The 16,689-nt window shown below is 64.5% G+C and carries 14 protein-coding genes; 6 read left to right on the top strand and 8 right to left on the bottom strand.

The window, feature by feature from the left end; translation table 11 throughout:
• Positions 1-39 precede the first annotated feature (39 nt).
• On the top strand, positions 40-711 hold the full coding sequence (locus JDV09_RS17590) for a nitroreductase family protein (protein ID WP_221370430.1): 672 nt from the start codon (positions 40-42) through the stop codon (positions 709-711).
• Between the two features lie 35 nt (positions 712-746).
• On the opposite strand, the gene JDV09_RS17585 is transcribed toward JDV09_RS17590, so the two are convergent.
• The 5 genes from JDV09_RS17585 to JDV09_RS17565 all read right to left on the bottom strand — a co-directional run bounded on the left by JDV09_RS17585 (position 747) and on the right by JDV09_RS17565 (position 5,076).
• On the bottom strand, positions 747-1,673 hold the full coding sequence (locus JDV09_RS17585; RefSeq protein ID WP_221370429.1) for a TIGR03564 family F420-dependent LLM class oxidoreductase: 927 nt from the start codon (positions 1,671-1,673) through the stop codon (positions 747-749).
• A gap of 61 nt (positions 1,674-1,734) precedes the next feature.
• Positions 1,735-2,598: an SDR family NAD(P)-dependent oxidoreductase gene (locus JDV09_RS17580; protein WP_221370428.1), complete on the bottom strand. Its 864-nt coding sequence runs from the start codon at positions 2,596-2,598 to the stop codon at positions 1,735-1,737.
• A gap of 57 nt (positions 2,599-2,655) precedes the next feature.
• Positions 2,656-4,035, bottom strand: a complete 1,380-nt coding sequence (locus tag JDV09_RS17575; RefSeq protein WP_308124157.1) for a cytochrome P450 — start codon at positions 4,033-4,035, stop codon at positions 2,656-2,658.
• Entirely contained in the window at positions 4,032-4,277 is a 246-nt protein-coding gene (locus JDV09_RS17570; protein ID WP_221370427.1) for a ferredoxin, read from the bottom strand. Before JDV09_RS17570 ends, JDV09_RS17575 begins: the two co-directional genes overlap by 4 nt.
• A 55-nt stretch (positions 4,278-4,332) precedes the next feature.
• The gene (locus JDV09_RS17565; protein WP_221370426.1) at positions 4,333-5,076 is read right to left on the bottom strand and encodes an SDR family NAD(P)-dependent oxidoreductase; all 744 of its coding nucleotides are present in this window, start codon (positions 5,074-5,076) and stop codon (positions 4,333-4,335) included.
• 284 nt (positions 5,077-5,360) lie between these two features.
• Between JDV09_RS17565 and JDV09_RS17560 the strand changes: the two genes are divergently transcribed.
• Complete coding sequence (locus JDV09_RS17560; protein ID WP_221370425.1) at positions 5,361-6,548, top strand: cytochrome P450; 1,188 nt, start codon at positions 5,361-5,363, stop codon at positions 6,546-6,548.
• Positions 6,549-6,611: 63 nt separating this feature from the next.
• Entirely contained in the window at positions 6,612-7,433 is an 822-nt protein-coding gene (locus tag JDV09_RS17555) for a mycofactocin-coupled SDR family oxidoreductase (protein WP_221370424.1), read from the top strand.
• A 27-nt stretch (positions 7,434-7,460) separates the two neighbouring features.
• On the opposite strand, the gene JDV09_RS17550 is transcribed toward JDV09_RS17555, so the two are convergent.
• On the bottom strand, positions 7,461-8,636 hold the full coding sequence (locus JDV09_RS17550; RefSeq protein ID WP_255605537.1) for an ROK family transcriptional regulator: 1,176 nt from the start codon (positions 8,634-8,636) through the stop codon (positions 7,461-7,463).
• 95 nt (positions 8,637-8,731) lie between these two features.
• Between JDV09_RS17550 and JDV09_RS26885 the strand changes: the two genes are divergently transcribed.
• Positions 8,732-12,394 carry an Ig-like domain-containing protein gene (locus JDV09_RS26885; protein WP_255605536.1) on the top strand — a complete coding sequence of 1,221 codons (3,663 nt, stop codon included), beginning with the start codon at positions 8,732-8,734 and terminating at the stop codon, positions 12,392-12,394.
• A gap of 103 nt (positions 12,395-12,497) precedes the next feature.
• Here JDV09_RS26885 and JDV09_RS17540 read toward each other — a convergent pair whose 3' ends face one another.
• Entirely contained in the window at positions 12,498-14,099 is a 1,602-nt protein-coding gene (locus JDV09_RS17540; protein WP_221370423.1) for a GMC family oxidoreductase, read from the bottom strand.
• 77 nt (positions 14,100-14,176) lie between these two features.
• Here JDV09_RS17540 and JDV09_RS17535 point away from each other — a divergent pair, with 77 nt between their 5' ends.
• Both JDV09_RS17535 and JDV09_RS27520 read left to right on the top strand, forming a co-directional pair.
• On the top strand, positions 14,177-15,364 hold the full coding sequence (locus JDV09_RS17535) for a cytochrome P450 (RefSeq protein WP_221370422.1): 1,188 nt from the start codon (positions 14,177-14,179) through the stop codon (positions 15,362-15,364).
• Between the two features lie 109 nt (positions 15,365-15,473).
• Positions 15,474-15,671: an aldehyde dehydrogenase family protein gene (locus JDV09_RS27520; RefSeq protein WP_372452953.1), complete on the top strand. Its 198-nt coding sequence runs from the start codon at positions 15,474-15,476 to the stop codon at positions 15,669-15,671.
• Here JDV09_RS27520 and JDV09_RS17530 read toward each other — a convergent pair.
• The gene (locus JDV09_RS17530; protein ID WP_221370421.1) at positions 15,590-16,135 is read right to left on the bottom strand and encodes a PadR family transcriptional regulator; all 546 of its coding nucleotides are present in this window, start codon (positions 16,133-16,135) and stop codon (positions 15,590-15,592) included. The two genes, JDV09_RS27520 and JDV09_RS17530, sit on opposite strands and share 82 nt — an antisense overlap.
• Positions 16,136-16,689: the final 554 nt, after the last annotated feature.

Genomic DNA, 16,689 nt, shown 5'->3' with positions numbered 1-16,689 from the left:
ACACTCGACAACTTCGCGCGCGTCGAGTACACCAATGGGATGCGACATCCGAGCAACGACGTCTGGGAGGTCCTGGCGACCGCCCGATCGATCCGCCGCTTCACCGACGAACCCGTCGACGCCGCGACGCTCGAACGCTGCCTCGCGGCCGCGACGTGGGCACCCAATGGCGCGAATGCCCAGCTCTGGCGGTTCATCGTTCTCGATGGAGCAGACCAGCGGGCTGCTGTCGCGGCGGCCGCTCAGACCGCCTTACAGACAATTGAAGCCATCTACGGAATGACTCGTCCCGCCGACGAAGACACTAGCCGCGCGGCACGCAACAACCGGGCCACCTACGAACTTCACGACCGGGCGGGTGAATACACGTCGGTGTTGTTCACGGCGTTCAAGAACGAATTCGCCTCGGAGTACCTCCAGGGAGGGTCCATCTATCCCGCGCTGCAGAACTTCTACCTCGCGGCGCGCGCGCAGGGTCTGGGCGCCTGCATCACCAGCTGGGCCTCCTACGACGGAGAGCAGATCCTGCGCGAAGCCGTTGGCATACCTGACAATTGGTTCCTCGCCGGACATGTCGTGGTGGGCTGGCCACGCGGTCACCACGGCCCGGTGCGCCGCCGCCCGCTGGCCGACGTGGTGTTCCACAACCGCTGGGATCCCCAGCGGGCCGACATCGTCTACGGCGGAGGCGCGCGACCCCGACGTGGCTGACGTGATCGTTCGCCGGCCCCTGGTGGGACGAAACGCTAACCCTCGCGAGCGAGTTCGCTCAACAACGTTCGCGTTCGCCGGATGGAGTCCACGCGTTCCGCACGATCGACACCTACCGCGACTGGTTGCGCCCATACCTCGGTGGCGCCGGCTTCGAGCAGACCCGTGAGTTGCCGGTGAACCGAGGTCTCGTTGCCCACGATCGCGATGTCGGCGGGGTCGACCCCTCCACCGGCTTGGATGATCCGCCGGTAGTTCGCCATCCCCGCATACGAGGAAGACGTCGCGGCCACCGACTCACGAGCTGCTGTGACGTCATCGTGGACGGCGACGGGCAGGCCCGCAACGATGCGCGGCGGCGGCCTGTCGGAACCGGCCGCTGACCGCAGCGCCGGTGCGATCCGATCGGCGATCGCGGTCGCGGAGGCCATCCACAAGACCACGCCGTCTGCCAGCCGCCCCGCGATGCTCAGCATCCGAGGCGACAGCGCAGACAGCAGTACCGGCACCGGATGTTCGGCAGTCACTGTGCGGCCGCCAGAGTGGGTCGACCAGTATGCACCGTCGAAATCCACCTGTTCACCGCGCAATAGCCCACTGACAATGCTCAGGTACTCTTCGGTATTGCGCGCTGGATGGTCATAGGACATGCCCAGCACGCCTCGGACCACAGGCTCGTGGGACGGACCGAGTCCGAGGACCAGACCCGGCCTTCCCATGGCGTTTGCGGCCGCGACCACGCGATTGGCCTGTAACAGCGGATGGCACGGATAGGTTTGCAGGACCGCGGTACCCAACTCGATCCTGGCGGTGGCTCTGCCCGCGATGGCCATGGCCACCAACGGATCACCCGCGACAGCACTGGCGTACCACAGTGCGGAGAATCCGTCGGCCTCCGCCTGCTGGGCCTGCTGAACGATCTTGTCGACGGAGGATCCGCCTCCGGTCAGGCCGATCCGCAACGCAATTCACCTCTTGAACCGATCGGGGCAGCGAATTCACGGCGTCCAGCCCGCGAGACCGTCATCGCATGACGTGCGCACATTGTGCAGTCGGGTGGACATCGAAGAGCTCGCGGTAGGACGGTGGCTGGCGGCCGTCCTCGTCCTTGATTCCGTATTTCACCGCGAGCTCGGCGCCGATCAGGGTCTGACCACTGAGTTCCATCAGCTCGGGATCGTTGAACAGTGCCCAGATCACGTGGCCGGTGAGCTCGGGAGTCTCCGCGGTGTCGAGGATGTGACCGAACTTGTCGGGCTTGCTGGCGATGATCTTCCGGACGCGGTCGGTCAACAGCGAACCCATCCAGATCGACACGGCCGCAATGCCGAACTCCCGGAAGTCCACCGCCATATCGGCGGCCATCTTGTCGGTGCCGGCCTTGGGCACCCCGTAGGCGGGGCCGAACGCGTAGTGCACAGAACCCGACGAGGACGTGAAGGCCACCAGTCCGCGCTTTTGCGGCAGCATCAGTGGCGCCGCATATACCGTGGCGACATAGCTGCTGCGCAGGCCGACGTCGAGCGTGTCGATGACGTTGATCGGCTCTTCCCAGAACTTCGTGCGACCCATCATGGCGTCCCGGATGATGGCCGCGTTGTTCACCAGGATGTCGACCCTGCCCTGCTCCTCCGCCACTCGGTCGAACAGACCCCTCACCTGTTCGTCGTCTCCGTGGTCCACCCGCACTGCGATGCCGGTTCCGCCGGCCGCGGTGACCATGGCCGCGGTTTCGTGGATGGTACCCGGCAGTGCGGAGTCCCCCGCCTGTTCGCTACGGCCGGTCACGTACACGGTGCATCCGTGACTACCCAGCGCATGGGCGATACCCACGCCGGCGCCGCGACTCGCTCCCGTCACCACTGCGACCGGCGCACCTGCCGACATGTCCCACCTCTTCCTGTTGTTTGTCCTGATACGGAAACGTGCTGCTGCCGAACGAGTTCAGTCGCCGATCGCGGCGGATTCCTTGCGTTCGGTGATGGGCCGGGCCAGCTCCTGCTCCTCGCAGATGCGCTGCAGCTTGGTCACCGTTTCGTCGACGCCCGGACCCGACCGCGAGCCAGCGGTGAATGTCGCCGGCAGGTGCCGCATTCCCTGGATGACGCCGATGCTGTCATAGTGCACCGTGCCCTCCGGATCGCAGCGATAGTCCGGCATCCGATCCAGCACCGCGGTCAACATCGACTTGAACACCGTACGCGCCACGTTGGATCCGATGCACCGATGCACGCCGAGTCCGAAACTGAAGTGTCGGTTACCTTTCCGGTCCAGATGCACCTCGTCCGGATCAGAGAACACCGACGGGTCGCGGTTGGCCATGGCCCATGAGAGCCACAGCCGCTGCCCTTCCTTCAATGTGGTCCCGTCGAGTTCCATGTCCTGCGAGATCGTGCGGGCGTCTCCGGGCGCCGGCGTGAAGAACCGCAGGAACTCCTCGGTCGCGGGATTCAGCAGAGCGCGCCGCTCTTCGCTGAGCCGCGTCCGCTCGTCGGGGTGCTGAGACAGCCACTCCAACGCATGTGCGGTCAGCGCGGTGGTGGTGTCGAACCCTCCGCCGATGAGCAGGTTCAACATGCCCATCAGCTCCATGTCGGGTGGCGCCTCACCGTCGATGCGCAGCTTGGCGAGCGCGTCGATGATGCCCGGCCTGGGGTGGTCCCGGATCTCGACCAGATTCGTATAGAGATCGACGCCCATGGCGACGTAGAGGTCGCGGACCCGCGCCGCGTCCGGCGAGTCGGGCGGGGTGTACACCGAGGCGTGGGCGGGCTCGTTGTAGATCGTCCATTTGTCCAGCGGTATGCCGAGCATCGCCAGAGTGAGCACCGCCGGCACGATATTCGCCAGGTCGTCCACGAAGTCGATACGGCCGGTTTCGATACGGTCGTCGATGCACGCACGGACGATCTCGTCGACGAAAGGCTCCCAGCGTTTGACGGCCGCCGGCGACAGATATGGGTTGAGCGCGGTTCGGTAGTGGCGATGCTCGGGGTCGTCCATCTCCAGCATGCCGCCCCGGTACTCCGAGGCCTCGATCATCACCGGTATCGAGATGCCCTTGTAGCCACGGCGTTCGTTGCGCACGTCGTGGTCATTGGAGACATACGGACACCGCGCGAGTTCGAAGACCTCCTGGCTGCCCGCCGCGACCCAGTGGCCGTCATAGGTGTCGGTCCAGGCGAGCGGGCACTTCTGTTGCATCTCGTGGGTGACCTCGAGAAATTTTTCACGGTATTCCGGTTGGTGCCGGTCGAAGTGATACCGATTACCCGGTTCGGCGACTTCGGCCTCCGGATTCACCTGCTCATGCTGTGTGCTCACTTCACGACACCCGCAACGGTCGAGGTCTTGCCTTCGGTGTCCGACCCTTCGTCAGCTAGCACGATTGCCTGCTCGGGACATGACCGGGCAGCTTCCAGGACCTGTCCTTCGAGCGCGGCGGGCACCGTTTCGCTGACCGCGTGCGCGGTGCCGTCGACATCGTCGAGTTCGAAGGACTCGGGCGCGATCATCGCGCACAGGGTGTGACCCTGGCACCGTGAAGCGTCGACTCGTACTTTCACCGCTGCTCCTCCGGGATCCTCTGTGTCTTGATAGTCCTGCTCGGCCGATGCACGATCAGATGACGGCCCCGCCGTTGACTCCGATGACCTGACCGGTGACGTAGCCGGCGGCATCGGAGCACAGGAATGCGCACATCGCCGCGATGTCATCTCCGGAGCCCAACCGACCGGCCGGGATGGCTTTGGTCAGGTACTCCGCCGGAGGCAACTTTCCCGCCTTCTGTTGTTCACGCAGCATCGGAGTGTCGATCACGAACGGCGGAACCGTGTTGGCGGTGATGCCCTTCGACGCATAGTCCAGCGCCACCGACTTGGTCATCGCGATGACGCCGCCCTTGCTGGCCGAGTAGTGGCCCTGACCCGGCGCCCCCTTCTGACCGGCCGCGGACGAGATGGTCACGATGCGGCCCCATTGCCCAGCCACCATGTCGGAGAGCACATTGCGGATGCAGAGGAAGGTGCCGGTGAGGTTGACGGCGAGATACCTGTTGAACTCGTCCAGGGAGATCTTGTCGAATCGGGTGAACCCCGAGATCGCCGCACTGGTGATCAGGATTTCCAAGGGGCCGAAAGCCTCCCGGACCGAATCAAACGCCACGTTCACCGCTTGTTCGTCGGAGACGTCGCACGGCGCTGCGATCGCCTGACCGCCCTGCGCCGTGATCTGGGCTGCCGCTTTCTCGGCGGCCTCGGCGTCTACGTCGATGACGGCGACGCGATGACCGTCCTCGGCGAGCTTCGCCGCGATGGTCTGACCCATCCCGGAACCGGCACCCGTCACCGCTGCAACTCGGCTCACGTCTCTCCTCGATCGATCTGTGGGCATCATCACCCATTGCTGTACAAGTGTATAGCCAATGCGGGCGTTGAGCACAACCCTCCGTGCGCAGGTTGCGGCCCCGCGGTGTTGGCTGTACGAATGCACAGCGAAGGCACCGCCGCCCGACCATGGAGAAGGGCTACCGCATCGGGATCTCGCCGCCCGATGGGTCACCCCGGCATGGTTGCCCCAGAACGATACCGTGCTGTACATCTGTACAGCACGTGCGATATGCTCACCCCGGCTTCGCAGGAGGAGATGACGTGAGCGACCTGTACTACGACCCATGGGACGTCGAGATCGATATCGACCCCTACCCCACCTATCGTCGACTCCGAGACGAGCAACCGCTGTACTACAACGAGAAGCACGACTTCTGGGGTGTCAGCCGTTACGCAGACGTCGACGCCGCACTACGGGATCCGCAGCGGCTCAGTTCGGCGAAGGGCGACATCCTCGAAGTGGTGAAGGCCGAACCGGTGATGCCTCCCGGCGTGTTCATCAATGAGGACCCCCCGCTGCACACCATCCACCGCGCGCTCGTCGGCCGAATGTTCATGCCCAAGAAGATGCGCGCCCTCGAAGACAAGGTGCGGGCGTTCTGCGAGGCGTGCCTGGATCCGTTGGTCGGTGGCGATCGTTTCGACTTCGTCCAGGACCTCGGTGCCGAGTTGCCGATGCGCACCATCGGGATGCTCGTAGGCATTCCCGATGCCGACCAGCCCTCGGTGCGCGCCCACGCCCATGCCGTTCTGCGCAACAAGCCGGGCGAACCGCTGCCGGTCAAGAAGGACCACTACTTCGACGGCGACATGTTCACCGAATATGTGAAATGGCGTAAGAAGAACCCTTCCGATGACCTGATCACCGAACTGCTCACGATCGAGTTCGAGGACGAGACCGGAACCACCCGGAAGCTTCGCACCGACGAGCTACTGATCTTCCTGGCCGTGATCGCCGGCGCGGGGGTCGAGACCACCGGCCGCCTCTTCGGCTGGATGGGCAAGGTGCTGGCCGAGCATCCCGATCAGCGCCAGGCGTTGGTCGACGACCATTCGCTGATCCCGGTGGCGATCGAGGAGCTGCTGCGCTACGAGCCTCCCGGCCCGCACGTCGCCCGTTACGTCGCCGTCGATGACGTCCAGTTCCACGGTCAGACCGTCCCGGCCGGCAGTGCCTTGCTGATGATGCTGGCCTCCGCCAATCGCGATGAGCGCCATTTCGACGATCCCGACGCCTTCAACATCCACCGCAAACCCGGCGGCCACCTGACATTCGGTCGCGGTGCGCACTTCTGCCTGGGCGCGCCGCTGGCCCGGCTTGAGGGTCGGGTGGCCCTCGAGGAGGTTCTCAAGCGCTTCCCCAAGTGGGACATCGATATCGACAACGCCCGGCGGTCCCGTACCTCGACGGTCCGCGGCTGGGACACCATGCCCGCCCTCATCAGCTAGCGGCCGGCCCGACGTCACGTCTCGAATCGTCCACTGCACAATCACATTACGCGGAGATCCTCAATGCCACCGACATCTCGGCGGGTAGCGGTGGTCACCGGCGCCGCCCGAGGCCAAGGCCGCAGTCATGCCGTAGCCCTGGCCGCCGGGGGCGCAGACATCATCGCCATCGATATCTGCGCCGACATCGAGTCGATCCCCTATCCGCTGGCCACCAAGGAGGATCTCGACGAGACGGCGCAGCTCGTTCGCGACGCCGGCGGCCGGATCGTGGCGAAGGTTGCCGACGTACGCGATCTGAAAGTTCTGCGGGCCGGCATCGACTCCGGGATCGAGGCATTCGGCGAAGTAGACGTCGTCGTCGCCAACGCGGGAGTTGTCGGCATGGGCCTGCCGGATCCCGAGGATGACCAGGTATACCGCGACATCGTCGACACCAACCTGCTCGGCGTCTGGCACACGATCGTCGCCACCGCTCCTTCGATGATCCGCCGCGGCACCGGCGGTGCCATGGTGCTCATCAGCTCGATGCAGGGACTTCTCGGCCGCGGCGGTGACGGCAGTGCCGCCACATTCGCCTACGCGGCATCCAAGCACGGGGTGGTTGGGCTGATGCGGTCGGCGGCCTACGCATATGCCAAGCACAACATCAGGGTCAATTCGGTGCATCCCACCGGTGTGGCCACCCCGATGATCTTCAACGAGCACATGTCACAGATGTTCGAAGCCAATCCGGAGGGCACCGGGATGTCGGGCAACCTGCTTCCCGTACCGTTCGTCGAGCCGGCCGATGTGACCAGCGCAGTGGTGTGGCTGACCGGCGACGGCGCCCGGCATGTCACCGGCGTGGCGCTGCCCGTCGACGCCGGCTTCGCAGTGATGTGACGTGTCGGCCTGACGTCGCGTGGCAGGTCACCGCATGCGTGCCATGCCGGCAATGTCGGGATCGAGTTGTTGCAGGGCAACGATTATCGACACACGATAGTTGTTTTCCCCGGTCTTCCCCGGGGTGTTCATGTGCCCGATCTCTGAGCGCACGGTGCTCGTTCGGCCACGCCGCTCGGGCGGCCGGATCTCGTCGATCCGGGCTTCGAGAGCGTCGATGATCTCGTCGAATTCCAAGACCAGCCCCGCGATGATCAAGACTTCCGGGTCGATGAGCGCCTCCACGAACATGGCGGTGTGCGCGACTCGATCGATGGCTTCACGGAAAGTATCGGCGTCCTTCGTCAATCCACCGAGGTCACTGTCTTCGGCCGCTCGGACGGCGTTGAGGGACACACCGGCATCGATGCAACCGATACGCCCGCACCGACACCGCGCGCGGCCGCCGAAAGCGGGGATGTGCCCGATACTGCCGGCCACTCCGGTCGCCCCGACGTAGGGCTTTCCGTCGATGATGAGCCCGATACCGACACGACGTCCGTAGTCGAGCACCACTGCCGAGCGGACCTCCCTGGCCTGACCGGCGATTGCCTCGGCAAGCGTGACGGCCTGGGTGGCGTCCTGTACAGCGGTTGGGATTCCCAATGCACGGGAGATCATCTGGCCCATTTCAACTTTGGGCCAGCCGAGGAGGTTCGACTCCAGTACGGTACCGCTGATCCCGTCCACGAATCCCGGTATGCAGACTCCGGCGGCGGCAACAGCACCGCCGGCGGAGTCGGCAGTCAGCTGCCTGGAAATCTCGATGATCGAGCCGATGACCGACGCAGGGCTTCTGCCACCCGTCGGCGTCTCGCCCTCAGCGGTGACATTGCCCGCGGCGCCGGCTACGAAGATGCGCGCTCGTTGTTCGTCGATCCAAATCCCGAGCACTCGGGGTGCCTGCGGGTTGCAGTCGAGGAGCACGCGCGGCCGGCCCCGGTAGCCCGGGCCCTCGACGCGAGCGCTGAGTTCCACCAGCGTCCTGTCGTCGAGGAGTTCGCTGACGATGGCCGTGATCACGGACCGGGCCAGACCGAGCCTGTCGGCCAGGTCGGCTCGGGCCAGCGGCCCCGAGGTCCGAACCAGATGCACGACACGCTGGCGTTGCAGCAACCGCAACGCCTGGGTGCCCTGCTTGGCGGGTTCCGGCGGGTTCAGCAAAGTTTTCCTTGACGTTTTGTACAAAATACTGCTATTAAGTTCGTCACACGAATTAAATAATGTGATCGTACTCACACACCCTCGGAGGGGGCCTCATGACCGACCTGAACAAAAACAAGCCTGTCAATCCCCTATTCACGGCCTCGGCCCGTACGCCGGCGGCCCCCCCGTCGTCGCGGACCACAGCTCGGCGCGCCGCCAGGATCGGCGGTTACGGCGGTGCTGCGGTGGCGGCCTGGCTCGTCACGGCGGTCGCAACCGGCTATGGGGTGGCATCGGCAGACATGACCGAAACGTCGTCCGGCTCGATCTCCACGTCGGAAGCGCCACCCGACGGCGACTCGACGGCGAGTGATGACGACGCGACCACGACTGGCGGAGATGACGCAACCGCCGACGACACAACCGCCGACGAGGAGGCAACCGCCGACGAGACACTCGAGGACGACGCACTCGACGACGAGACACTCGAGGACGACGCAACCGCCGACGACGAGACACTCGAGGACGACGCAACCGCCGACGACGAGACACTCGACGACGACGCAACCGCCGACGACGAGACACTCGACGACGACGCAACCGCCGACGACGAGACACTCGACGACGACGCAACCGCCGACGACGAGACACTCGACGACGACGCAACCGCCGACGACGAGACACTCGACGACGACGCAACCGCCGACGACGAGACACTCGACGACGACGCAACCGCCGACGACGAGACACTCGACGACGACGCAACCGCCGACGACGAGACACTCGACGACGACGCAACCGCCGACGACGAGACACTCGACGACGACGCAACCGCCGACGACGAGACACTCGACGACGACGCAACCGCCGACGACGAGACACTCGACGACGACGCAACCGCCGACGACGAGACACTCGACGACGACGCAACCGCCGACGACGAGACACTCGACGACGACGCAACCGCCGACGACGAGACACTCGACGACGACGCAACCGCCGACGACGAGACACTCGACGACGACGCAACCGCCGACGACGAGACACTCGACGACGACGCAACCGCCGACGACGAGACACTCGACGACGACGCAACCGCCGACGACGAGACACTCGACGACGACGCAACCGCCGACGACGAGACACTCGACGACGACGCAACCGCCGACGACGAGACACTCGACGACGACGCAACCGCCGACGACGAGACACTCGACGACGACGCAACCGCCGACGACGAGACACTCGACGACGACGCAACCGCCGACGACGAGACACTCGACGACGACGCAACCGCCGACGACGAGACACTCGACGACGACGCAACCGCCGACGACGAGACACTCGAGGACGCGGCGAACGACAACACGGATGCCGACAACACGGGCGTCGACAACACTCCCACGACGCCCACAACCGTGGCGCCGGCCGCGACCATGACAACGGCCACGACCCAAGACGAGCTCGAGGCCGAGGCGGTCGAGGTCGAGAGCGAAGGCGGCCCGACAGCCGCTCTCGTCGCCGAGTCAGCTGAGGATGGCGGCGGCGAGGCTGCCGCGGTTGCCGAGGAACCCACCGAGACCACCTTCGAGATGGCGCGTTTCTCGGCAGCCGCAAACGACTCCGTCGCGCCGTCCACTCAGGTCTCGACTCCGATCACGGGCTTCGGTGGTTTTCTGAACAGCATCGTCACCAAGCTCCTCAATCCGTTCCTGGGCCCGGCACCCGATTCAGACAAACCCTTCACGCCCATTATCTGGGCGGTTCTCGGGTGGGTTCGGCGGGAGCTGTTCAATCAGGCGCCGGTCATCGCCTATGACCGCGAACTGACGGTGCAGAACGGGCAGACACTTGCCGGCAACATCGGTGCTGTCGATCCCGAGGGCGACGCCCTGCGCTACAAGGTCACCCAGGCGCCGCGCTACGGCACCCTGACGATCGACCAGGCGACGGGCGACTTCACCTACACGCCCTACGACATCAACTACACCGCGCCACAGACAGATTCGTTCACGGTCTCGGTCACCGACAAGAAGTTCAACCTGCTGAGCTTCCTTCGGCCGCACCGCGATGTAGAGGCCATCGGCCTGACGGTGCTCAATCCGACGGTCGAGCGGGTGATCCTCACTGAAGCGGACCTGGGTGTCGACTACCCGTGGACGCCCCGCTTCTCAGCAGATGGAACCCAGATCTACTTCACCGGGACACCGCTGGACGGCACTCGAAGTGAACTGCATGTCGTCAACGTCGACGGCACCGGCGTGCAGTGCCTGACCTGTGGCCTTTCGCCGGAGGTCACCCAGGACCTGTTCAAAGCGGTTCCCACCTACGACGGTTCGGGGCGCGTGCTGGTTCAGGTGGAAACAGGCCTGGCTGCCAGCGCCATGATCTACGAACCCGGAGGTTACGAAGGGAACTCCAGCGCGAGACTGGTCCCCATCATCCCCCCGCCGAGTAACCCTGCGGCTGGGGAGCCGAATGGCTATGTCTTGGGTGTTTCCCCGCTGCAAGAGCCGCGGATCTCGCCCGACGGGCAGCACATCCTGTTCAACCGGCTTGGGGCGAACGGCCTTCCCCCGCAATTCGGCGGCGACGGCTACTTCGGCGTCGTACCGGTCGTTGGAGAATTGCAGCGCACCACCAACGCGACCACTGGGCAGATCGAGTACGTGATCGTGGACCCGGTGGTGATCGCCGCCGCCGGTGAGAGCAAGAACTGGACCCCCGACGGCAAGGGCGTGATCTGCCTGTGCGGGTTGAACGAGCAGGGAAATGCCGACAACGTCATCATCGACCTGGCGACCGGCGAGGTGACCCGCTTGAACGGCAACCTCGACTACGACGAGGACATGGACCTTTCACCCAATCAGCAGTGGATGGCAGTAGGAAGCCTGCGCTCGTTTGACGGGCTGACGCCGGCTACCAGAATCGTGCGGCCAGCGACCCTCCCCTTCTATATCCAGGGGGCTGTCTACACTCAGTATGCACTCCCGCTCAATATCTCCAACCAAGAGTGGTTGGTCGCGGTCGAAGACGACCTCAAGCGCGAGAACGGTATTCCGTTGTTCGTCCAGGGTGACGGACTTCCCGGCGAGCCCAACGGCGACGACTGGACCGCCCGAAGCATGCCTGGCTGGAACGCCGATGGGACCGCGGTCGTCTTCTGGGAGTACGACCTCAACAATCCGAACGAAGACGCCCGACTGGTGATCGCCAACGTGAAGTACACGACCAGCGTCGGGACGATCACGGATCGGTCGACGCCGGATCTGTGGGTCCCGGACCCGGACAATGTCGAGCCCGGGAAGTTCCAGTTCCAACCACTCAAGACCTACGTTCTGGGCCCGCCGCCGCTGCCGCCAACCGGGACGTACCAAGGCGTGGGCGGCGGCTCTTACACGATCACCGAGAAAGATGACCCGGACACCGTCAACAGGGCTGGTTATACGGTGCGCACCGTCACCTACGACAACTACAACAACGGTGACGGCATGATACTGAACGGCAGCGAATCAACCAGCAGCAAGGCCGGCCTGAACACCGTCTACTACCTCGCCGACATCGACGTCACAGATGCCGTCACAGGGGAGAACAGGGGCTACGTGAGGGGGGACGCCAGGATCAACACCCTTCAGCGGTCCATTACCCCGACAACGCCGGACGATCCGGCAACTCCGGACATCAACGAAAGTTCGATGATTCGTTCCAGCCTCGATGGCGACCTGCTGTACCTCCTGGACCAGCAAAGGTACCAACTCAATCTGGCAGAGCAGTAAGCGACGGCAGACCACACAGCGCTCGGCTGGGACTCGGTTCCCAGCCGAGCGTTGTGCATTGGCTACCGAAATCGGTTGTGCGCCGAGCGCGCGCCGCTCGAACTCAGCTGCCGTCGAGGATCAAATCGGCAGCACGCCAGGCCATCGCCATCATCGGGCCGTTCAGATTCCCGGCCACCATCGTCGGCATGGTCGAGCAGTCCACAACGCGCAGCCGGTCGACACCACGGACGCGCAGCCGGCCGTCGACGACATCGTCGTCCCCGGGCCCCATCGCACAGGTGCCGATCGCGTGGTAGCCGCAATAGCCGCCGTCGAGCGCCGCATCGACCAGTTCGGCGTCGCTGTCGACGCTTCTGCCTGGATAGGTTTCGCGGCTGACCCGGTCGGCGATCGGGGACTGCTCGAAGATGGCACGCATCTTTCTCTGCAAGTGCGCGATGGTCTCGCGATCGTAGTCACTACCCAGGTAATTCGGGTCGATGCGCAGCGGGGCATCAGGGTCGGCGGAGACGATCTCGCACCGGCCCGTGGAGGTGGGGCGTAACACCATGCCGAGACAGGAGATACCCGGTTCCCGCTCGATGGCAACGGGTTCGCCGAGGTTGTAGGGCGGAATGGTCCACGGCCCGAGCAGTAGCTGCCCGTCGACACGGTCGACCTCGGGCCGCGACTTGACAAATGCCAGGACGTCGAAGGACGGAGCTGCCAGCGGACCCTTCCGGGTGGCCAGGTAGCGCGCCCCGGTCAGCGCTTGCGCGAAGTTACCCGACAGCTGCCGGTTATATCCAAGATCTTCCTTCAAGCGGAAACGCATTGTGGCGCAGCGATGCTCGCGCAACCCTCGACCGACATTCTCCCGCTCGAGATAAATGCCGACGCCCGCGGATTTCAGCACCTCGCCGGGTCCGATACCCGAGAGCTGCAGCAACTTCGGTGTGTTCAGGCTGCCGAGCGAGATTATCACCTCACGCTCAGCCCTCACCTCGCCGGTTCCACTGCCGTCGGCGACCTCCAGGCCGACCGCCCGTCCGTTGTCGAAGAGGATCCGACGAACCACGGCGTTGGTTCGTACGGTCAGGTTCGGCCGATGAAGGACCGGGCGGAGGAAGGCACGGGCGGCGCTGACGCGCCGGCCTTTCTTGATCGTCGCGGTGGCGTAGCCGATCCGCTCGTCATCCGATTCGTTGATGTCCTCGACCCGGTTCAGACCAGTAGCCGTTCCCGCTTCGATCATCTCCTCGCATAGCGGGTCGGGATCTTGCGCCACCGAGATGTGCAGCGGCCCACCGACGCCCCGGGTCGGTGAGGGCCCGAAGCCATTGTCCTCGAAGCTGCGGAATATCGGCAGGATCTCGTCCCACCCCCAGCCCTTGTTGCCGAGCCGTTCGAGTTCGTCGTAGTCCCGTCGGTTGCCCCGGTTGTAGACCATCCCGTTGATCGAACTCGATCCGCCGAGCACCCTGCCGCGCAGCCACCTCTCGGTGTGCGGGCTCGACCCGAACGGCGTAGTCATGTAGTGCCACATGTGCCGCTCGGAGTCGAACAGCATCCCGGAACCTTTCGGGATGTGGAACAGCGGATTGCGGTCCCCGCCGCCGGCCTCCAGCAACAGCACCCGGTTCCTGGGATCTGCCGTCAGGCGGTTGGCGAGCACGCATCCCGCCGTGCCGGCCCCGGCGATGATGTAGTCATAACTGCTCATGCGGTCTTCCTCGATGCCAGTCGACGACGTGGTGTGCGCTGTACGATCGTACAGTACGCTGTCTCCGAGGAGGCCTGATGAGCGACCTGTACTACGACCCGTGGGATATCGAGATCGACCTCGATCCCTATCCGACGTATCGACGCCTACGGGATGAGTGCCCCGTCTACTACAACGACCGGCACGGATTCTGGGGTGTCAGCCGCTACGACGATGTGGACGCCGCGCTGAAGGACACCGCCCGACTGAGCTCGGCCAAGGGCGACATTCTCGAGGTCGTGCTGACCGATCCGGTGATCCCACCTGGGATCTTCATCAATGAGGACCCGCCGCTGCACACCATTCATCGCGCGATCGTGGCCAGAGCGTTCACCCCGAAGAAGATGCGAGCCATCGAAGACAAGGTGCGGGCCTTCTGCGTCGCATGCCTGGACCCGCTGGTCGGCGGCGAGCACTTCGATTTCGTCGTAGACCTCGGCGCCGAACTTCCCATGAAAACCATCGGCATGCTCGCCGGCATTCCGGACTCCGAGCAGCCCGCGGTTCGCGCGCACGCCAATGACGTGTTGCGCAACGAGGCCGGCAAGCCGCTGGACATCGACAAAGAGCGCTACTTCACCGGCGAGATGTTCGGTGAGTACGTCGAGTGGCGGGAGAAGAATCCGTCCGACGATCTGATCACCGAGTTACTCCACGTGGAGTTCGAGGACGAGACCGGCACCGTCCGGAAGTTGACCAAGCAAGAACTGGTGGTCTTCCTGGCTGTCGTGGCCGGTGCCGGTGTCGAGACCACCGGCCGGCTGTTCGGTTGGATGGGCAAGGTGCTGGCCGAACATCCCGACCAGCGGAAGGAACTCGCCGAAGATCCCCGGTTGATCCCGACGGCGATCGAGGAACTGCTTCGCTTCGAGCCGCCCGGCCCGCACGTGGCACGCTACGTCACCACCGACGACGTGACGTTCCAGCAGCAGGTCGTGCCCGCGGGCAGCGCGCTGTTGCTCATGCTGGCATCGGCCAATCGCGACGAGCGCCACTTCGAGGATCCGGACACCTTCAATATCCGGCGCAAGCCGGGTGGCCACCTCACCTTCGGCCGCGGCGCGCATTTCTGCGTGGGGTCGCCGCTGGCCCGCCTGGAGGGGCGGGTGGCCCTCGAAGAGGTCCTCAAGCGCTTCCCCGAGTGGGATATCGACATCGAAAACGCCCGCCGCTCCCGGACGTCCACGGTCCGCGGCTGGGACTCGATGCCGGCCAGAATCGGCTGATCCACCTTTCCGCCGCGGCTCGGGTTCTGGTGTCCGATGAGCGCCCCGATGACTTCGTTCTCGTCTTCGGAAAGGCCTTGTCAGAGTTGAGAGTTGGTGATCCTCGGCTATCGGGAGGGGCAATGGGTCCGCTCGTGAGGAAATCTTCGGTGCCATCATGGTCGTCATGAATTACGAGGACATCGACGACACGGTGCGGGTTGCCAACGACACGCCCGATTCGCTTTACTCCCCTACGCCGTCGTGGGTGGGCAAGTCGAGAATGTTCGGAAGCTCCTGGAACCACTCGAGAATGGCTTGCTCGTAACGGATCCCGAAGTCCAGTGTGGCTCGCGAAAAAGGTACCGCGGTGTCGCCGAGCTCCTCGACACGTTGCCGGTAGTCGTGTAGGCGGTTCTGGTGTAGTTGCTTGTGCGCCGTGACGAACTCAGCGAGGTTGCGTGGCTCAACATGTTCACCGAACGCGATCGTCAGCAACAACGGGAAGCGGATCTGCTCGAGCGGCGGGCTCGTGTTGACCCATTCGCAAAAACTCTCCCGCCCTCTTTGCGTAATCGTGTACGGCCGTCGTTCACGCCGGCCCGCGTCGCCGGACTCAACAAACCCCTCCCGTTCGAGGACCGCGAGCTCTCGGTATATCTGACTGCGGGTGATGGTCCAGTAAGCGCCGATCGTCGCGTCAGCGGTCTGCATCAGATCCCATCCGCTCATCGGCCCCGCATGCAGGAATCCCAGCAATGCTGCCGAGGTCGCGTTGAACGGTTTGGTCATCTCGCTCCTTGACAGTCCACTGTGGACGGTCTACGGTTATTTTGACCGTCCATAGTGGAAGATGCGGTGCGATGCTACACCCGCTACTCCTTGCGCCCCACATCGGAGCTGGCGCTATCGGCCTGGCGGTTGGTCTTGTCGCGATGTTCGCCCGCAAATCGCGCGGGTTACCCGCGATGTCCGGTCAGATTTACCAGGGCGCCACCGTCATGCTGGTGATCACCTCCTTGGGACTCGTCGCACTTGACTGGTCGGCTCTGTGGTTCTTGCGCTCATCGCTGTCGCGACCGAGGCTGCGGCCGTGAGCGGGTGGATGCTGGCGCGGCGCCAGCCGCCCGGCTGGGAGACTCTTCGCCTTAGCCTCGATCCACCGATGAGCTGTTATAGCTGAGGCTGGGGTAGCTTTGGTGAGCACTTGCCGGTGGTGAGCAGGGGGTATCTGCTGGTCTGTCCAGCTTTTCCTTGTGTGCTGCGGTCGGGCCTTTCGGCGGGTGGTCAGGTGGTGGCGATCGCCGGTGGGCTGTGGCCGATGATGTTGCGCCACAGGGTGAGCC

Source organism: Mycolicibacterium xanthum (assembly GCF_019710635.1).
Lineage (GTDB): Bacteria > Actinomycetota > Actinomycetes > Mycobacteriales > Mycobacteriaceae > Mycobacterium > Mycobacterium xanthum.
The sequence above is the reverse complement of the archived record's forward strand: the minus strand, read 5'-3'. Positions and strand labels throughout refer to the sequence as shown.